Source organism: Georgenia sp. 311, assembly GCF_006151955.1.
Classification (GTDB): Bacteria; Actinomycetota; Actinomycetes; order Actinomycetales; family Actinomycetaceae; genus Oceanitalea; species Oceanitalea wutianyii.
Window position 1 is genome coordinate 1 of the sequence record NZ_VDFS01000007.1, and the last position, 14,850, is coordinate 14,850.

Consider the following 14,850-nt stretch of genomic DNA (forward strand, 5'->3'; position numbering starts at 1 on the left):
CACGCGTGCGGCCGCCACGACCCCGGCGTCCTCGGTGTTGCCGAGGAGGACGAGGCGTTTTGCGGCCGGCTTGCCGGGCCGCGGGGACGCCGCGCGGCGCGGGCCGCGGTAGGCGGTCAGCCAGAAGCCCTCGAGCAGCGCCGCGAGCGCGGCGGAGCCGGCCAGCGCGCCGACGGCCGTGACGACGGTGCCGAGGCCCGCCGTCGTGCGGCACAGGACCGAGCCGACCGTGCGCATCGCGTCGGGGCCGGCGTCACCGACGCCGACGACGACGAGCCGGGAGGGCAGGCCCTCCCACCCGAAGCTGCGACCGGGCAGTGGCCTGGGCAGGTCGAGCACGGCCGACTCACCGGCCGCGCCGGTGAGGTCGTGCCGGGCGACGAGGTCGGCGAGGTCGATGCCGTACCGGGCCGCGGCGTCCGCGGTGCCGGGACGGGGGTCGACGCCCTCCTCCCCGGACACCGGCGGGGCGACCGCGACGACGAGGGCGTCAGCGGTCGTGAGCCACCGGTCGGCGGCCTCCGGCGAGTCGTCGGCGGCCAGGACCTCGGGCAGCTCGGTGAGGCCGAGCTCGCTCAGCGCGGTCATCTGATGGTCAGGAGGCGACGGCGCTGAGGGCCTCGCTGAGCTCGCCGGCCTCGGCGGGCGTCAGCTCGACGACGAGACGGCCGCCACCCTCGAGGGGAACGCGCATGACGATGCCGCGTCCCTCCTTCGTGACCTCCATCGGCCCGTCCCCGGTCCTCGGCTTCATCGCGGCCATCTGGCTCCCCATTCTGTCTCGTGTCGTGCCGCAGGTTGTACAGCACACCAGGATCCAGTCTAGTCCACCCCTCCCCCGCGCGGGGTGAGAGAGGTGGCTGCGGAAGAATGCCCGCGCTCAGCCGCGCCGCGTCTCCTCCGCCGCCCGGGCGACCGCCTGCGCCTCGTCGTCGAGCAGCTCGAGGCGGTGCTGGATGCGGTCGACCGCCTCCTCCGCGGTGTCGACGAGCTGGATGAGCTCGACGTCCTCGGCGGAGATCGTGCCGGCCTCGACCATCGTCGTGCGGGTCCACTCGAGCAGCCCGCCCCAGTAGTCGGACCCGACGAGGACGATGGGGAAGGAGCGCACCTTGCCGGTCTGGACGAGGGTGAGGGCCTCCCACAGCTCGTCCATCGTCCCGAAGCCGCCGGGCAGCGCGATGAACCCGAGGGAGTACTTGACGAACATCGTCTTGCGGGCGAAGAAGTAGCGGAAGTTGACGCCGAGGTCGACCCACTCGTTCATGCCCTGCTCGAAGGGCAGCTCGATGCCCAGCCCCACGGACACCCCGCCGGCCTCGCACGCACCCTTGTTCGCCGCCTCCATGACGCCGGGCCCGCCGCCGGTGATGACGGCGTAGCCCGACTCGACGAGCCGGCGGCCGATCTCCTCGGCGAGCACGTACTGCGGGGCACCATCCGGGATGCGCGCCGAGCCGAACACGCTGATCGCCGGGCCGAGCTCGGCCAGCGCGCCGAAGCCCTCGACGAACTCGCTCTGGATCCGCATCACCCGCCACGGGTCGGAGTGCACCCAGTCCGAGTCACCGTCCGCGGCGAGCAGGCGCTCGTCGGAGGTCTCCTCGGGGATCTGCTGGCCGCGCAGGGTGACCGGGCCCTTGCGGTAGACCTCGGAGTCGCGGCCGTCGGCCGGCCGGGTCCGCAGCGAGGCGGGACGGTCGTTCTTGCTGTAGGACCTCATGACGCTCCTTCGGTCAGCCACGCCTCCAGCGCGGTGGCGCAGTCGCGGATCTGGACGGTCGGGCAGTGCTCGTCGTCGGCGTGGGCGAGGGAGGGGTCGCCCGGGCCGAAGTTCACGGCGGGCACCCCGAGGGCGGCGAACCGGGCGACGTCGGTCCACCCGTACTTCGGCGCGGGGCCGCCCCCGGTGACCCGGGCGACGGCGTCGACGAACTCCGCCACTCCCGGGGCGTCGAGCCCGGGACGCGCGCCCGCCGCGGCGTCGACGACGGTGACGTCGTAGCCCGCGAACACCTCCCGGACGTGCGCCTCGGCCTCCGCGAGGGACCGGGAGGGGGCGAAGCGGTAGTTGACGAGGAGCTCGCAGGCGTCGGGCACGACGTTGCCCGCGATGCCCCCGGAGATCCCCACGGCCGACAGGCCCTCGCGGTAGACGAGGCCGTCGACCTCGACCGAGCGCGGCTCGTAGGCGGACAGCCGGGTGAGCGCCGGGGCCATGAGGTGGATGGCGTTGACCCCGCGCCAGGCCCGGGCCGAGTGGGCGGCCCGCCCGGTGGTGCGCACCGCGAAGCGCAGCGTCCCGTTGCACCCGCCCTCGATGCCGCCGTTGCTCGGCTCACCGAGGACGGCGAAGTCGGCGGCGAGCCAGTCGGGGTGGTTGCGGGCGAGGCGACCCAGCCCGTTGCGCTCCGCCTCGACCTCCTCGTTGTCGTAGAACACCCACGTGACGTCCCACGCCGGGGCGGGGAGCCGGGCGGCGAGGTGGAGGGCGACGGCGACCCCGCCGAGCATGTCGACGCTGCCCCGGCCCCACAGCACCTCCTGGCCCTCGACCTCGCGCAGCTCGCTCGGCAGGTTCCCGGCGACGGGCACCGTGTCGATGTGGCCGGCGACGACCGCCCGCCGCGGCCGCCCGAGAACCGTCCGGGCGAGGACGGCGTCCCCGTCGCGGAGCACCTCGAGGTGCGGCAGGGGCGCGAGCGCCGCCTCGATCGCGTCGGCGAGCGGCCCCTCCTCCCCGGAGACGGAGGGGATGTCGCACAGCGCGCGGGTGAGCTCGACGACGTCGGCGGTGCGCAGGTCGGGCAGCAAGGGGTGGGGCACGGTCAGTTCCCGGTCTGGTGGAGGGTGCGGGCGGCCTCGGCGATCGAGCCGGTGAGCGAGGGGTAGATCGTGAAGACGTTGGCGAGCTGGTCGACGGTGATCCGCTGGGTCACCGCGATCGCGAGCGGGAAGATGAGCTCGCTCGCCCGCGGGGCGACGACCACCCCGCCGATGACGGCGCCGGAGTGCCGGTCGGCCATGACCTTGACGAAGCCCTCCCGGATGCCGAGCATCTTCGCGCGCGGGTTGCGCGCGAGCGGCAGCTGGGTGACGACGGCGTCGACCTTCCCCTCCTGCACGTCCCTCTCGGTGACGCCGATGGTGGCGATCTCCGGGGCGGTGAAGATGTTGGCGGTGACGGCGTCGAGGTCGAGCGGGGCGACCGCGTCACCCAGGGCGTGCCACATGGCGATGCGGCCCTGCATGGCGGCGACGGACGCGAGCGGCAGGACGCCGGTGCAGTCCCCGGCGGCGTAGACGCGCACCGCCGTCGTGCGCGAGACACGGTCCACGCGCACGTGGCCCTGCTCGGTGAGCGCGACGCCGACGTCCTCCAGGCCCAGCCCCTCGGTGTTCGGGACGCCGCCGACGGCGAGCAGGCAGTGGGAGGCGGCGATGACGCGGCCGTCGGTGAGCTCGACCTCGACGCCGTCGCCCACCCGGCGCACGGCCGCGGCCCGCGAGCGGGACAGGACGTTCATGCCGCGACGGCGGAACACCGTCTCGATGAGCTCGGCGGCGTCCTCGTCCTCCCCCGGCAGCACGCGGTCACGGCTGGAGACGAGGGTGACCGGCACACCCAGCCCGTTGTAGGCGCCGGCGAACTCGGCACCGGTGACGCCCGAGCCGACGACGACGAGGTGCTCGGGCAGCTCGGTGAGGTTGTACATCTGTGCCCACGTGAGGATCCGCTCGCCGTCGGGCAGGGCGTCGGGCAGCACCCGCGGGTGGGCGCCGGTGGCGACGAGGACGATCTCGGCGACGAGGTCCTCCTCGCCGTCCTCGGTCCTCGCGCGGACGATGCGAGTGCCGTCGGCGCGCAGGTCCCCGACGAGACGACCGACGCCGTCGACGACGCGGACGCCCTCCCGCTCGAGCCGCGCGCGGATGTCCTGGGACTGGCGGGCGGCGAGCGTGAGGACGCGACGGTTGACCGCCGCCATGTCCACGGAGGCGCCCTCGGCGCCGCCGCGGATGCCGAGCTCGGCGGACTGGTCGGTCGCCGTCATCCACTCCGCGGTGGCGATGAGGGTCTTGGAGGGGACGACGTCGGTGAGGACCGCGGCCCCGCCCATCCCCTGCCGCTCGACGACGCTGACCCGGGCGCCGAGCTGCGCCGCGACGAGGGCGGCCTCGTAGCCGCCCGGCCCGCCGCCGATGATCACCACCCGACTGCCGGCACGCACCGGCGAGCTGCCGGCGGTCTCCTGGGTGCGCCTCCCCTCGGCGGGTGCGGGGGGCTCCGGGCGGTCCCCGGCGGGCTGGTGCTCGTCGGCTGAGGTCATCACCCTGGCATTGTGCCGCCTTTGTCCCCCGCGATGCCCCTCCACCCGGGCGGGCGGTACCGTCGGGGCATGGACACCCCTGTTGACTCCTCGGATCCGCGCGCTCCGTTCGAGCTCGCCCACAAGGCGGCCGAGCGGCTCGCGGAGCTCACCGGCATCGCACAGCACGACGTCGCGCTCGTCCTCGGCTCGGGATGGGGAGGCGCCGCCGACCTCCTCGGTGAGACCGTCGCCGACATCCCCGCCGAGCAGGTCCCCGGCTTCCGGGCACCGGCCGTCGCCGGGCACGGCGGCTCCATCCGCTCGATCCGCATCGAGGACGGCCGGCACGCGCTGGTCCTCGGCTCCCGCACCCACTACTACGAGTCGCGCGACGTGCGCGCCGTCGCCCACGGTGTGCGCACCGCGGCGGCCGCGGGCGTGCGCCAGCTCGTCCTGACGAACGGCTGCGGCGGGCTCGACCCGGCCCTGCTGCCCGGCACCCCGGTCCTCATCGCCGACCACCTCAACCTCACGGCGGCCTCGCCGATCGAGGGCGCGACGTTCGTCGACCTCACCGACCTGTACTCCTCCCGGCTGCGCGACATCGCCCGCGAGGTCGACCCGACGCTGACCGAGGGCGTGTACGTCCAGTTCCCCGGCCCGCACTACGAGACCCCCGCCGAGGTGCGCATGGCCGCCATGCTCGGCGGCACGCTCGTCGGCATGTCGACCGCGCTCGAGGCGATCGCCGCCCGCCACGTCGGCCTGGAGATCCTCGGTCTGTCGCTCGTGACGAACCTGGCGGCCGGCATCAGCGCCGACCCGCTGTCGCACGAGGAGGTCCTCGAGGCCGGCCGCGCGGCCGGGCCACGGATCTCCCAGCTGCTGGCGCAGATCGTCCGTCGTATCTGAGAAAGGGAGCACACACATGGATGTCGAGGTCATCCGGCGTTGGATCGCCGAGGACCCGGACCCGTTCACCGCGAACGAGGTCGGCACGCTGCTCGAGGAGGCCACCGGTGACGGGCCCGAGGCGCAGGAGGCCCGGGCCGAGCTCGAGGACCGCTTCTCCGGGCCGCTCGTCTTCGGCACGGCAGGGCTGCGCGGCGCGGTCGCCGGCGGCCCGAACCGGATGAACCGGGCCGTCATCATCCGCACCACCGCCGGGCTCACCGCCTGGCTCACCGAGCAGCTCGACGGCGCGGCCCCGCGCGTCGTCATCGGCTACGACGCCCGGCACGGCTCCGAGCGCTTCGCGCAGGACGCCGCCGCCGTCGTCACCGGCGCGGGCGGCGAGGCGATGCTCATGCCCGGTCCCGGCCCCACCCCGGTGCTCGCCTACGCCGTGCGCGCGCTCGGCGCCGACGCCGGAGTCATGGTCACCGCCTCCCACAACCCGAAGGAGGACAACGGCTACAAGGTCTACCTCGGTGGGCGGGTCGTCACCGACTCCGGGCAGGGCGCCCAGCTCGTCACCCCCGCGGACGCGCAGATCGCCGCCCGCATCGACGCCGTCGGCGCGGTGCCGGACGTGCCGCTGCCGCCCGACGGGTGGCAGGTGCTTGACCCCTCGATCGTCGAGGACTACATCGCCCGCGCCTCCTCGCTCGTGCCCACCGGGTACGCGCGCAGCCTGCGCATCGTCTACACCCCGATGCACGGGGTGGGGGCGGCGGTGGCGTCCGAGACGCTCCGGCGGGCCGGGTTCACCGACCTCCACGTCGTCGCCGAGCAGGCCGAGCCCGACCCGGACTTCCCGACGGTCGCGTTCCCCAACCCCGAGGAGCCCGGCGCGCTCGACCTCGCCTTCCGCCTCGCGCAGAAGGTCGACGCCGACCTCATCATCGCCAACGACCCCGACGCCGACCGCTGCTCGGTCGCGGTGCCGGACCAGTCCGCGCTCGGCGGCTGGCGCCAGCTCACCGGCGACGAGGTCGGGGCGCTGCTCGGCAAGCAGTCCGCGATCAGCGCGGCGGTCGAGGGGCGCGGCGTGCTCGCCAGCTCCCTGGTCTCCTCGCGGCTGCTCGCGCGGATCGCCGAGTCCCACGGGCTGGAGCACCGCACGACCCTCACCGGGTTCAAGTGGATCAGCCGGGTGCCGGGCCTCGTGTTCGGCTACGAGGAGGCGCTGGGCTACTGCGTGGACCCCGAGGCCGTGCGCGACAAGGACGGCATCAGCGCCGCCGTGCGGGTGGCGTTCCTCGCCAGCCAGCTCGTCGACAAGGGCCGGACCCTCACCGACGCGCTGGACGACCTCGCCCTGCAGTACGGGCTGCACGCCACCGCCCCGCTCACCCTGCGGGTGGCCGACCTCAGCCTCATCCCGCAGGCCATGGAGCGGCTGCGGAGCCAGGGCCCGGCGACGCTCGCGGGCTCGCCCGTCGTGCGCACCACCGACCTCAGCGTCGGCGCGGACGGCCTGCCCCCGACCGAGGGCCTGGTCTACCTCACCGAGCGCGGGGACCGGGCGATCGTCCGGCCGAGCGGCACCGAGCCCAAGCTCAAGTGCTACCTCGAGGTCATCGTGCCGGTGCACGAGCGCGACGAGCTGCCCGACACCCGTCGGGCCGCCGCGGAGCGCCTGGAGACGATGAAGGCCGAGCTCGGCACCCTCATCGGCCTCTGACACCCAGCCCCTCCCACCGAGAGCTGGATCGTGCACCGCGCACGATCCAGCTCTCGGCGCATGTGGTGGTGCATGAGGGGTAGGCAGCACGGGCGGGAGCGCACGCTCAGCCGCGCACACGTCGGCCCACGCATCCCGCCGAGAGCTGGATCGTGCACGCCGTGCGGTCCTTCCCCCGAGACGCACGCACCCAGACGCACGAGAGCCGGATCATGCATGGTGCATGATCCGGCTCTCGGCGTCTGGCGGCCGGTCAGCCGATGAGGTGCTCCATCGCGAGCTGGTTGAGGCGCACGAAGCGGTACTCGCGACGCGCGGCGGCCTCGACGTCGAAGTCCTCGAAGGTGCTGCGGTCGGCGAGCAGGTCGGTGAGGGTCTCGCCCTCACCGAGGGTGGGCTGGGACAGCTCGAGCACGCCGGACTCGGCGAACGCCTCCTGCACGCGCGGGTCGGCGCGGTAGGCCGCGGCCTTCTCGGCGAGCATGAGGTACATCGCCATGTTCGCCTCGGCGGAGTCCCACACGCCCTGCATGTACTCGGTGCGCGAGGGCTTGTAGTCGAAGTGGCGCGGGCCCTCGTAGCGGGGGCCGCCGCCCGGGAAGCCGTTCTCGATCAGGTCGACGGTGAAGAACGCCGACAGCAGGTCGCCGTGACCGAAGACGAGGTCCTGGTCGTACTTGATGGACCGCTGGCCGTTGAGGTCGATGTGGAAGAGCTTGCCGGACCACAGCGCCTGCGCGAGGGCGTGGGTGTAGTTCAGGCCCGCCATCTGCTCGTGGCCGGTCTCCGGGTTGAGGCCGACGATGTCGCCGTTCTCGAGCTCGGCGATGAAGCCGAGCGCGTGGCCGACGGTCGGCAGGAGGATGTCGCCGCGGGGCTCGTTCGGCTTGGGCTCGAGCGCGATGCGCAGGTCGTAGCCCTTCTCCTTGATGTAGCCGGCGACGGTGTCGATGCCCTCGCGGTAGCGGTCGAGCGCGGCCTTGACGTCCTTGACGCCGTCGTACTCGCTGCCCTCACGCCCGCCCCACATGACGAAGGTCGAGGCGCCCAGCTCGGCGGCGAGGTCGACGTTGCGCAGCACCTTGCGCAGGCCGTAACGACGCACGGAGCGGTCGTTGGCGGTGAACGCGCCGTCCTTGAAGACGGGGTGGCTGAAGGTGTTGGTCGTCACCATCTCGATGACGAGGCCGGCGTCGTCGGTGGCCTGCTTGAAGCGGGTGAGGATCCGCTCGCGCTCGGCGTCGTCGGAGCCGAAGGGCACGACGTCGTCGTCGTGGAAGGTCACGCCCCACGCGCCGAGCTCGGCGAGCTTCGTCGCGTACTCCCACGGGTCGAGCGCCGGCCGGCTCGCCGATCCGAACGCGTCGTGGGCAGTCCAGCCGACGGTCCAGATACCGAAGGAGAAGCGGTCGTCAGGGGTGGGCTTTCGCACCATGGTTGACTCCTCGTCGAGATTTGTTGTGTAGTGAAATTAACTAGGTTCGGAGGGCCGTGTCAAGCCACCTGCAGCCAGGCGCTCGGACCGGCGACGACGTCCCCGAGCACCGCGTAGGCGGCCCCGGTCAGTGACGGCATCCCGCCCTCGCCCGCTCGCAGCGTCACGTCCAGCCACGGCGCGGCGAGCACCCGGCTGCGCAGCTCCTCCTCCATGGCCGGCCGCAGGGCCGGCAGGAGCGGGACGAACTGGCCCCCGAGGACGACGTCGGCGACGTCGAGCAGGTTGACGACGTTGGAGATCGCCACTCCGAGCGCACGGCCCGCCTGCGCGACGGCCTCCCGCGCACGTCCCGGCTCGGAAGCCGCGGCCGCGAGCGCCTCGACCTCCACGTCCGGGGCCAGTCCCGCCGCGGCGAGCAGCGCGTCACGCCCGGCGTACTGCTCGAGGCAGCCACGCGCACCGCACGTGCACACGGGCCCGGCGGGGTCGATGAGCGTGTGCCCGATCTCCCCCGCCCACCCGTGCCGCCCACGCGCGGGCGCGCCGTCGACCACGCACGCGCCACCGATGCCGATGTCGGCGGAGACGTAGAAGAAGCTCGCGCTGCCCGCCGGGCGGCCCGGGACCTCCAGGGCGTGGGCGAGCGCGGCGAAGTCGGCCTCGTTGCCCACCCCCACCGCCGGCGGCGGCCCAGGACGCCCGCCGGCCGCGGCGAGGACGGCTGCGTCGAGGTGGTCGCCTGGCGAGACCTCGCGCCAGCCGAGGTTCGGTGCCCGCAGGACGAGGCCCGCGGAGTCGACCAGGCCCGGCACGGCGAGGCGCACCCCAGCAAGGGTGGACCAGCCCTCCGAGCTGTCGGCGAGCACCTGCGAGGCGAGCCGGGAGAGGCGGGCGAGGACCTCGTGCGCGTCGCTCCGCTCCAGGTGGGCGGGGAGGACCTGCTCGGCGAGGACGTCTCCGTTGAGGTCGACGAGCCGGGCGCCGAGGTAGCTGGGCGAGACCTCCAGGCCCAGCCCGACGAGAGTGCCGCGCGCCGGGGCGAGAGGCGTGGCCGGCCGGCCCCGACCGGCCACCTGCCGCGGGAGCTCACGCAGCACCCCGCCGGCGAGGAGCTCGTCGACGAGCCGCGAGACGGTGGACCGGGTGAGACCGCTCGCCGCGGCGATCGCCGCCCGGGAGACCGGCTCCGGTGCGGCGAAGGCCAGGGTGGCGACGACGGCGAGGTTCTGGTCGCGCAGCGCGGCCTGGCCCACGCCCACCGTCGTCGGCGGGTCGCTGCGCAGGTCGTCGAGTGCCGTCATGCCTTGACCTTACCGGCGCCGACTGCTTTAGTTCTATGCTCTAACAAACCCTTCGCTCCCAAAGAGGTGGCGCCATGTCCCCGCTCACCGGTCGGCTCGTCGCCGGGATCGACAGCTCGACCCAGTCCTGCAAGGTCGTCGTGCGCGACGCGCAGACAGGTCGGCTCGTCCGCAGCGGGCAGGCCCGCCACCCCGACGGCACCGAGGTCGACCCCGAGGCGTGGTGGGTCGCCCTCCAGGAGGCGCTCACCCAGGCGGGCGGCCTGGACGACGTCGCCGCCGTCGCCGTCGGCGGTCAGCAGCACGGGCTCGTCGCCCTCGACGCCGAGGGCCGCGTCGTGCGGCCCGCGCTCCTGTGGAACGACACCCGCTCGGCCCAGGCCGCCGCGGACCTCGTCGCCGAGCTCGGCGACGGCGACGTCGCGGCCGGGCGCCGCGCATGGGTCGAGGCCATCGGCTCGGTCCCCGTCGCCTCGCTCACCGTGACGAAGCTGCGCTGGCTCGCCGAGCACGAGCCGGACAACGCCGCGCGGGTGGCGGCCGTCGCCCTCCCCCACGACTGGCTCACCTGGCGCCTCGCCGGCACCGGCGTCCTGACGGACCTCGTGACCGACCGCTCGGACGCCTCCGGCACGGGCTACTTCGACCCCGCGACCGACACCTACCGGCGTGACCTGCTCGCCCTGGCCCTCGGGCGCGAGGACGTCGTCCTGCCCCGCGTGCTCGGCCCCTCCGACGTCGCCGGACGGGTCGGCGGGACCGGCGCGCTGCTCGGCCCCGGCGCCGGGGACAACGCGGCCGCCGCTCTCGGCGTCGGCATGGGAACCGGGCACGTGACGATCTCCCTCGGCACCTCCGGGGTGGTCTCCGCCGTCGCCGCCGACCCGGTGCGCGACCCCAGCGGGCTGGTCACCGGCTTCGCCGACGCGACGGGCAACTTCCTGCCCATGGCGACGACGCTCAACGCCTCACGGGTGCTCGACGCGACCGCCCGGCTGCTCGGCGTGGACCACGCCGGCCTCAGCGAGCTCGCCCTCGCCGCCGAGCCGGGGGCCGGCGGGCTCGTCCACGTGCCCTACCTCGACGGCGAGCGCACCCCCAACCTGCCGCAGGCGACGGGCTCGCTGCGCGGCATGACCCGCGAGTCGATGACGCGGGAGAACCTCGCGCGCGCCGCCGTCGAGGGCATGCTGTGCCACCTCGCCGAGGGGATGGCCGCGGTGCAGGCGCAGGGTGTGGACGTCCGGCGGATCAGCCTCATCGGCGGGGCCGCCCGCTCGGCCGCGGTGCAGGCCGTCGCCCCGGCGGTGCTGGGACAGGACGTCGAGCTGCCCGAGCCGGGCGAGTACGTCGCCGACGGCGCCGCACGCCAGGCGGCGTGGGTGCTGTCCGGCGCCGAGGAGCCCCCGGCGTGGGAGCGGGAGGGCACGCGCGTGCTCAGCGCCCAGCCCACCCCCGAGGTCCGCGAGCGCTACCGCGCCGAGGCCGCCCTCGTCCTGGAGCAGTTCACCGCCGGCTGACGCCCGCGGTCCCCCGCCGAGCGCTGGATCCTGCACGCGTCAGGCCGGCGCGAGAACCCCCCTCCCCGCGAGAGCTGGGTCCTGCACGCCTCAGCGTGTGCAGGGCCCAGCTCTCGGCGTCGGGGACGGAGGGAGGGAGAGCCGGGCCTTCGGGTCAGTCGAACCGGGGGCCCTGGGTGCGGGTGCGCTTGAGCTCGAAGAACCCGGGCGTGCCGGCGACGAGGACGCAGCCGTCCCACAGCCGTCCGGCGTCCTCCCCCTTCGGCGCGGGCGTGACGACCGGCCCGAAGAACGCGACGCCGTCGAAGGCGACGACCGGCGTGCCGACGTCCTCGCCCACCCGGGTGATGCCCTCGCGGTGGGACGCGCGCAGCGACTCGTCGAGCTCGTCGGAGGTCGCGTAGCGGGCCAGCTCGGCCGGCAGGCCGGCCTCCTCGAGCGCCTCGACGAGCACCTCCGGGTCACCGGTGTCCCGGCCGCCTGGGTGGAAGCGGGTGCCGAGCGCGTCGTAGAGCGGCTTGACGACGTCCTCGCCGTGCAGCTCGCGCGCGGCGTTGACCACGCGCGCCGGGCCCCACGCCTTGGCCATGACCTCGCGGTACTCCTCGGGCAGCTCGCGCCCCTCGTTGAGCACGGCGAGGGACATGATGTGCCAGCGGACCCCCACCGGGCGCACCTTCTCGACCTCCCCGATCCAGCGCGACGTCATCCAGGCCCAGGGACAGACCGGGTCGAACCAGAAGTCTGCGACCTCCCGGGTGGTCACGGCCTCGCTCATGTGCGTCCTCCTTGAGTGGCGGATAGGGGCGGCGCACCGCCGCGCCCACCATATGTGGATGTGTCCCGGTCGCCCGCCGTGGCAGGATCGAGGGGGCCGCGACAAGCGCGCACACACCGCAGAAGGAGCAGGGACCGTGCCCGGAGAGAACCTCACCCGTCAGGAGGCCGCGGACCGCGCCGCGACCGTCGCCGTCGAGAGCTACGACGTCGACCTCGACCTCACCCGGGGGGACCGGATCTTCGCCTCGCGCACGCGGATCACCTTCACCGCGACGCCGGGGGCGAGCACCTTCGTCGACCTCATCGCCGACGCCGTCCACGAGATCGAGCTCAACGGCCGCCAGGTCGACCCCCGCGCCTGGGACGGCGCGCGCGTCGCTGTCGAGGGCCTTGCCGAGCGCAACGAGCTCGTCGTCGTCGCCGACTGCCGCTACATGCACACCGGCGAGGGCCTGCACCGCTTCGTCGACCCGGTCGACGACGAGGTCTACCTCTACAGCCAGTTCGAGGTCGCCGACTCCCGGCGCGTGTTCGCCGTCTTCGAGCAGCCCGACCTCAAGGCCGAGTTCCGCTTCAGCGTGCGCGCCCCCAAGCACTGGACCGTCGTGTCCAACTCCCCGACCCCCGAGCCGCAGGCCGCGGACGGCGACGAGAGCGCCGCCGTCTGGCACTTCGCCCCGACGCCGCGGATCTCCAGCTACATCACGGCGATCGTCGCCGGCCCCTACCACCGGGTCACCGGCGAGCTCACGAGCTCCGACGGCCGGACCATCCCCCTCGGCGTGTTCTGCCGCGCGTCGCTCGCCGAGCACCTCGACGCCGAGAACGTCATGGACATCACCCGGGCCGGCTTCGCGTTCTTCGAGAAGACGTTCGACCGCCCCTACCCGTTCGAGAAGTACGACCAGCTCTTCGTCCCCGAGTTCAACGCCGGCGCGATGGAGAACGCGGGCGCCGTCACCTTCCTGGAGAACTACGTCTTCCGCTCCAAGGTCCCCGAGGCCACCGTCGAGCGGCGCGTCGTCACCATCCTCCACGAGCTCGCCCACATGTGGTTCGGCGACCTCGTGACCATGCGGTGGTGGAACGACCTGTGGCTCAACGAGTCCTTCGCCGAGTACATGTCCACCCTCGCCACCGCCGAGGCCACCGAGTGGACCGAGGCGTGGACCACCTTCTCCTCCCTGGAGAAGGGCTGGGCCTACCGGCAGGACCAGCTCCCCTCGACGCACCCGATCGTCGCGGAGATCAACGACCTCGAGGACGTCGAGGTGAACTTCGACGGCATCACCTACGCCAAGGGCGCCTCGGTGCTCAAGCAGCTCGTCGCCTGGGTGGGACGCGAGGAGTTCCTCGCCGGCGTGCGCCGGTACTTCGCCAAGCACGAGTGGGGCAACACCGAGCTGCGCGACCTGCTCACCGAGCTCGAGGCGACCAGCGGCCGCGACCTCACCGCCTGGTCCCAGGTGTGGCTCGAGCGCGCGGGCGTCACCCTGCTGCGGCCCGAGCTCACGACCGACGACGACGGCGTCATCACCTCCTTCGTCGTCACCCAGGAGGTGCCCGAGGAGTACCCCGTCCAGCGCCCGCACCGCCTCGTCATCGGCGGGTACGACGTCGTCGAGCGCGACGGCGCCACACGCCTGGAGCGCGTGCTGCGCGTCGAGACCGACGTCGACGGCGCGCGGACCGAGATCCCCGAGCTCGTCGGGCGTCCGCGCCCGGCGCTCATCCTCCTCAACGACGAGGACCTCGCCTACGCGAAGGTCCGCCTGGACGAGGACTCGCTGCGCACCGCCGTCGAGCACCTCGCCCACTTCGAGGACTCCCTCGCCCGCTCCCTCATCTGGGCGGCGGCCTGGGACATGACCCGTGACGGCGAGCTGCCGGCCCGCGAGTACATCGAGCTCGTGCTGCGCAACGTCGGGGCCCAGACCGACTCCACCGTCCTGCTCGTCCTGCTGCGCCAGCTCGGTCTCGCGCTGCGCGGCTACAGCGCGCCGGAGAGTCGCGCCGAGCTCACCCCGCAGGTCGCCGACCGGCTGTGGGAGATCGCGCAGGCCGCCGAGGCTGGATCGGACAGCCAGCTCCAGCTCGTCCGGGCGTTCGCCCACGAGGCGGTGACCGAGTCCCAGCTCGACACCGTCGCCGGCCTGCTCGACGGCACGACGACGCTGCCCGGCCTGGCCGTGGACACCGACCTGCGCTGGGCGCTGCTCACCTCCCTCGCGGCCGGCGGGCGCGCGGGTGAGGAGGAGATCGCCGCGGAGTCCCGTCGCGACAACACCGCCGCCGGGCGTCAGGCCGCCGCGCGGGCCGGGGCCATCATCCCGACGCGCGAGGCCAAGGAGCAGGTGTGGGAGTCGGTCGTCGACTCCGAGCGACTGCCGAACGCCCTCCAGAACGCCGTGGTCGACGGGTTCACCGACGTCCACGACCCGGCGCTGCTCGTGCCGTTCGTCGACCGCTACTTCGACTCCCTCGAGCGGGTGTGGGCCGAGCGGACCAACGAGATGGCCCAGACCGTCGTCACGGGCATGTTCCCGTTCCCGCTCGCGGGGCTGGCCGACGTCCACGGCGTCGACCTCCTCGCCCGGACCGACGAGTGGCTCGCCGCCCACCCCGACGCCGCGCCCGCGCTGCGCCGGCTGGTGAGCGAGGACCGCGACGCCGTTCGCCGTGCCCTCGCCGCCCAGGCCGCCGACCGCACCACCCAGCCCTGACCCTCCCCCAATCGCCCCCTCCCCCCGCGACAGCCGACTTCCGCACGAGAGCGGGATTCTGCGCGAGAGCGGAGTTGTGTGTGACAGCCGCCAGGGGATGACGGACTACGGCCGACCGCCCCGTGCCTGACCAGGCATGGGGCGGTCGG

The 14,850-nt window shown here is 73.8% G+C and carries 12 protein-coding genes; 4 read left to right on the forward strand and 8 right to left on the reverse strand.

Annotated features, from left to right (window positions below; genetic code table 11):
• The 5 genes from FHE66_RS00695 to FHE66_RS00715 all read right to left on the reverse strand — a co-directional run.
• Positions 1-588, reverse strand: a 588-nt coding sequence (locus FHE66_RS00695) for a M17 family peptidase N-terminal domain-containing protein (protein ID WP_304364094.1), incomplete at its 3' end; no start/stop codon positions are given.
• Between the two features lie 7 nt (positions 589-595).
• Positions 596-763, reverse strand: a complete 168-nt coding sequence (locus FHE66_RS00700) for a DUF3117 domain-containing protein (RefSeq protein ID WP_139071077.1) — start codon at positions 761-763, stop codon at positions 596-598.
• 117 nt (positions 764-880) lie between these two features.
• The gene (locus FHE66_RS00705) at positions 881-1,723 is read right to left on the reverse strand and encodes a TIGR00730 family Rossman fold protein (RefSeq protein WP_139071078.1); all 843 of its coding nucleotides are present in this window, start codon (positions 1,721-1,723) and stop codon (positions 881-883) included.
• Complete coding sequence (gene dapE / locus FHE66_RS00710) at positions 1,720-2,826, reverse strand: succinyl-diaminopimelate desuccinylase (RefSeq protein WP_255303557.1); 1,107 nt, start codon at positions 2,824-2,826, stop codon at positions 1,720-1,722. Before dapE ends, FHE66_RS00705 begins: the two co-directional genes overlap by 4 nt.
• A gap of 2 nt (positions 2,827-2,828) precedes the next feature.
• The gene (locus tag FHE66_RS00715) at positions 2,829-4,331 is read right to left on the reverse strand and encodes an NAD(P)H-quinone dehydrogenase (RefSeq protein WP_139071087.1); all 1,503 of its coding nucleotides are present in this window, start codon (positions 4,329-4,331) and stop codon (positions 2,829-2,831) included.
• Between the two features lie 69 nt (positions 4,332-4,400).
• Here FHE66_RS00715 and FHE66_RS00720 point away from each other — a divergent pair, with 69 nt between their 5' ends.
• Positions 4,401-5,225, forward strand: coding sequence for a purine-nucleoside phosphorylase (locus FHE66_RS00720; RefSeq protein ID WP_139071079.1), 825 nt, complete (start codon positions 4,401-4,403; stop codon positions 5,223-5,225).
• Positions 5,226-5,241: 16 nt separating this feature from the next.
• Positions 5,242-6,939, forward strand: coding sequence for a phospho-sugar mutase (locus tag FHE66_RS00725; RefSeq protein WP_139071080.1), 1,698 nt, complete (start codon positions 5,242-5,244; stop codon positions 6,937-6,939).
• A 253-nt stretch (positions 6,940-7,192) separates the two neighbouring features.
• Here the strand turns inward: FHE66_RS00725 and xylA are convergent, their stop codons facing one another.
• Together xylA and FHE66_RS00735 are read right to left on the reverse strand one after the other, a co-directional pair.
• Positions 7,193-8,374, reverse strand: a complete 1,182-nt coding sequence (gene xylA / locus FHE66_RS00730; RefSeq protein ID WP_139071081.1) for a xylose isomerase — start codon at positions 8,372-8,374, stop codon at positions 7,193-7,195.
• A gap of 59 nt (positions 8,375-8,433) precedes the next feature.
• Entirely contained in the window at positions 8,434-9,678 is a 1,245-nt protein-coding gene (locus FHE66_RS00735; protein ID WP_139071082.1) for an ROK family transcriptional regulator, read from the reverse strand.
• 74 nt (positions 9,679-9,752) lie between these two features.
• Between FHE66_RS00735 and xylB the strand changes: the two genes are divergently transcribed.
• Positions 9,753-11,198 carry a xylulokinase gene (gene xylB, locus FHE66_RS00740; protein WP_139071083.1) on the forward strand — a complete coding sequence of 482 codons (1,446 nt, stop codon included), beginning with the start codon at positions 9,753-9,755 and terminating at the stop codon, positions 11,196-11,198.
• Positions 11,199-11,352: 154 nt separating this feature from the next.
• Here the strand turns inward: xylB and FHE66_RS00745 are convergent, their stop codons facing one another.
• Positions 11,353-11,976: a DsbA family protein gene (locus tag FHE66_RS00745; RefSeq protein WP_139071084.1), complete on the reverse strand. Its 624-nt coding sequence runs from the start codon at positions 11,974-11,976 to the stop codon at positions 11,353-11,355.
• A 136-nt stretch (positions 11,977-12,112) separates the two neighbouring features.
• On the opposite strand from FHE66_RS00745, the gene pepN reads away from it, so the two are divergent.
• On the forward strand, positions 12,113-14,701 hold the full coding sequence (pepN, locus tag FHE66_RS00750) for an aminopeptidase N (protein ID WP_139071085.1): 2,589 nt from the start codon (positions 12,113-12,115) through the stop codon (positions 14,699-14,701).
• Positions 14,702-14,850 lie beyond the last annotated feature (149 nt).

Coding starts and splice junctions, on each gene's coding strand:
- FHE66_RS00720 (WP_139071079.1), top strand. CDS start 4,401: ATGGACACCCCTGTTGACTCCTCGGATCCGCGCGCTCCGTTCGAGCTC.
- FHE66_RS00725 (WP_139071080.1), top strand. CDS start 5,242: ATGGATGTCGAGGTCATCCGGCGTTGGATCGCCGAGGACCCGGACCCG.
- FHE66_RS00705 (WP_139071078.1), bottom strand. CDS start 1,723: ATGAGGTCCTACAGCAAGAACGACCGTCCCGCCTCGCTGCGGACCCGG.
- FHE66_RS00745 (WP_139071084.1), bottom strand. CDS start 11,976: ATGAGCGAGGCCGTGACCACCCGGGAGGTCGCAGACTTCTGGTTCGAC.
- xylB (WP_139071083.1), top strand. CDS start 9,753: ATGTCCCCGCTCACCGGTCGGCTCGTCGCCGGGATCGACAGCTCGACC.
- FHE66_RS00715 (WP_139071087.1), bottom strand. CDS start 4,331: ATGACCTCAGCCGACGAGCACCAGCCCGCCGGGGACCGCCCGGAGCCC.
- FHE66_RS00735 (WP_139071082.1), bottom strand. CDS start 9,678: ATGACGGCACTCGACGACCTGCGCAGCGACCCGCCGACGACGGTGGGC.
- xylA (WP_139071081.1), bottom strand. CDS start 8,374: ATGGTGCGAAAGCCCACCCCTGACGACCGCTTCTCCTTCGGTATCTGG.
- FHE66_RS00700 (WP_139071077.1), bottom strand. CDS start 763: ATGGCCGCGATGAAGCCGAGGACCGGGGACGGGCCGATGGAGGTCACG.